The following is a 3,054-nucleotide window of genomic DNA, read 5'->3' as shown; positions in this document are numbered from 1 at the left end:
TGCCCTATGAGCGCCCGCCTCTGTCCAAGGAGGCGATGGCCAGCGATGCGCCCGGGATCAAGGCGATCGCCAGCGACGCAATTCTGGCCGAGAAGTCGATCCGGCATGTCCATTCCGTCCAGGCCGTCGCGATCGACCGCACGGCGCATACTGTGCGCCTGTCGGACGGATCGGTCCTGCCTTACGAAAAGCTCCTGCTGGCAACCGGTTCGACGCCGCGCAAGCTGCCGATGCCGGGCCTGGGTCCGCGCTGCGTCTATCTCAGAACCTTCGCTGATGCGCTCGCCATTCGCGCGCATCTCACCCCCGGCAACCGTATCGCCATCATCGGCGGCGGCTTTATCGGCCTCGAACTCGCCGCCGCGGCCCGCAAGCTCGGTGCCGCGGTCACCGTCATCGAGGCGCAGCCTCGCATCCTGATGCGCGGCGTGCCGGCGGAGATCGCGGAAATCATCCATGAGGCGCATGTCGCCGAGGGCGCCGACATCCTGTGCGGCGACGGCATCGCGTCCATCGCCGACGATGGCAACGAGGTGCGCGTCACCCTTGCCGGCGGACGGGAGATATCAGCCGACCTCGCGATCATCGGCATCGGCGCCGTGCCGGTGACCGGGCTTGCGGCCGAAGCGGGGCTGACGATCGACAATGGCATTGCAGTCGATGCCGAGCTGCGCAGCAGCGATCCCGACATCTTTGCCGCCGGCGATTGCTGCTCGTTTCCGCTCGCCGTCTATGGCGGCCGCCGGGTGCGGCTGGAAGCCTGGCGAAACGCCCAGGAACAGGGCGCGCTGGCGGCCAGGAACATGCTCGGCGCCGGCGAGGCGCATGCGGCGGTGCCGTGGTTCTGGTCGGATCAATATGGTCTGTCCCTGCAGATCGCCGGGCTCTCCGACGAGGGCAAAAACATCGTGCGCCGCGATCTCGGCGACGGCGCCTTCATCCTCTTCCATTTGGCTGAAGACGGCAGGCTGGTCGCGGCGAGCGGCATCGGCCCCGGCAACGCGGTCGCCCGCGACATCAGGCTGGCCGAAATGCTGATCGCCAAGCGGGCCAAGCCGGCGCCGGAAGCGCTGGGATCACAGGATGTGAAGCTGAAGTCGTTGTTGGCCGCCTGAGCCTACGCTCCCCCTTTTTGGGGGCCGCTGCGCAGCTGCGGGATGGGAGTGCGGCACCGCCCCTAACCTTCGGTCCGACCTACTACAAGGCGGAGGTAAAGGCTCTGAACCTCAGCCCTAAAACAGCGCCTTCAGCTCCGGCAGTTTGTCGTTCACCAGCCAACCATAATAATTCTCTTCCGGCAGCTTTTCGGGCTCACCGGCGGCGCGGCGCCTGTCGTTCTCCGCCTTCAGGGCATAAGCGCGCTGCTCCGGATTGCCGACATTGTAGAGCGTGGCGGTCAGCCCGGGATTGCCCGAAATGTCGAAGCCGGCAATGCTTTTATAGGCATCGATCGATTTCCTGATCGTCGCGGCGACGTAGGGCAGCGTCAGGTCGGGATCCATGATGGTCTTGTAGACCGAATTGGGATCGCCGACGTCGAGCTTGGGCAGGCCCGAAACCTTGTGCACCAGATCGCTGATCTGCAGGGCGGTCAGCGGATTGAGCTGGCCGAGGCCGAAGGTCTGGCCGGCATAATAAGGCTGGAAGAAGGTGGCGCCGAAGCGGTCGTCGGGAAAGCTGGTCCCGCCGACCGACTTGCCGCGAAACGAACGGTTCCACACCTGTTCGCGGCATTCCCACAGATCGTAGCTGTCGGACATCCCCGCGCATTTCTTGAATTCCGGCCGCTGCACGAAGTCGGTGATGTCCTCGCCGTCATAGGCGAAGGACAGCTTGCTGGAGAGATAGGAGATCGCCTTGACATAGTAGGTCTGCAGCCGGTCATAAGCATCGACATTGTAGGTGTGCTCGCCGACGATGGCGCCGACGATGTGCAGGGGATCGATGCCGTAGGCGGCCGCCGCCTTCCTGATCTTGGCGCGCAATTCGGCGTCGTTCTGCAGCAGGGCATAGACCTTGCGGTACTTCGCCTGGAAGCTGGTGTTGGTGGCCTGCGTGCGCCGGCTGGAGGCGCCGGGAATGTCGGGCTGCACGGCATTGCGATTTCCCGGCGGCACCAATGTCGCTGCCTCGGCGGCGAACAGCGTCGCCGCCAGCGTCAAGCCGAGAATGACCAGGATCAGTTTTTTCATGCACCCGCCGCCCAAGCAATTCCAGGAAAAGTGTGAAACGGTTTTCCGGAATTGCGTCAACCAAGAGATCGAGAATTGCCGCGCAAACTAGGTAAAGCTCTTGGTCGAGTCGAGAGCGCCCCTTCACCCGGCAGGACGAAAGGTGGCCAGATGGTACCATCTGGCCACACATGATTTTGCTTGCCGGAAAATGTTGCCTGGACCGGCGCCGGAACGTTTCGGCGCCGTCGTTTAAAGGATGAACCGCGACAGGTCGGTATTCCTGGACAGATCGCCGACATGCTTTTCGACATAGGCGGCGTCGATAGTGACGCTCGTTCCGTTGCGGTCGGGCGCATCGTAGGAGATTTCGTCCAGCACCCGCTCCATCACCGTCTGCAGGCGCCTGGCGCCTATGTTCTCGACGCTGGCGTTGAGATCGACGGCGATGCCGGCGAGCGAATCGATGGCGTCTTCGGTGAAGGTCAACTCGACGCCCTCGGTCTTCATCAGCGCGATATACTGCTTGATCAGGCTGGCCTCGGTCTCGGTCAGGATGCGCACGAAATCGTCCTTCTCCAGCGCCCGCAGTTCGACGCGGATCGGCAGGCGGCCCTGTAATTCCGGCAACAGGTCGGACGGCTTCGAGACGTGGAAGGCGCCGGAGGCGATGAACAGGATGTGATCCGTCTTCAACGGTCCGTATTTGGTCGCCACCGTGGTGCCTTCGACCAGCGGCAGCAGGTCGCGCTGCACGCCTTCGCGCGAGGGCCCGCCGGAAATGTCCGATCTCGCCGCGATCTTGTCGATCTCGTCGAGGAAGACGATGCCGTCGTTTTCCGCGGCATCGAGCGCCCGGCGCACCACCTCGTCCTGATCGAGC

General features: G+C 63.8%; 3 protein-coding genes. 1 reads left to right on the top strand and 2 read right to left on the bottom strand.

Annotated elements, in window-relative coordinates:
• Positions 1 to 1,115, top strand: a 1,115-nt coding sequence (locus EN955_RS34155; protein WP_127223565.1) for an FAD-dependent oxidoreductase, incomplete at its 5' end; no start/stop codon positions are given.
• A 117-nt stretch (positions 1,116 to 1,232) separates the two neighbouring features.
• Here EN955_RS34155 and EN955_RS34150 read toward each other — a convergent pair.
• On the bottom strand, positions 1,233 to 2,192 hold the full coding sequence (locus EN955_RS34150) for a DUF1402 family protein (RefSeq protein WP_024502006.1): 960 nt from the start codon (positions 2,190 to 2,192) through the stop codon (positions 1,233 to 1,235).
• Positions 2,193 to 2,423: 231 nt separating this feature from the next.
• On the bottom strand, positions 2,424 to 3,054 hold a 631-nt coding region (locus tag EN955_RS34145), incomplete at its 5' end, for an AAA family ATPase (protein WP_127223564.1).

The organism is Mesorhizobium sp. M7A.F.Ca.CA.001.04.2.1, assembly GCF_003998485.1.
Classification (GTDB): domain Bacteria; phylum Pseudomonadota; class Alphaproteobacteria; order Rhizobiales; family Rhizobiaceae; genus Mesorhizobium; species Mesorhizobium ciceri.
This window is presented reverse-complemented; position numbering and strand designations above follow the sequence as displayed.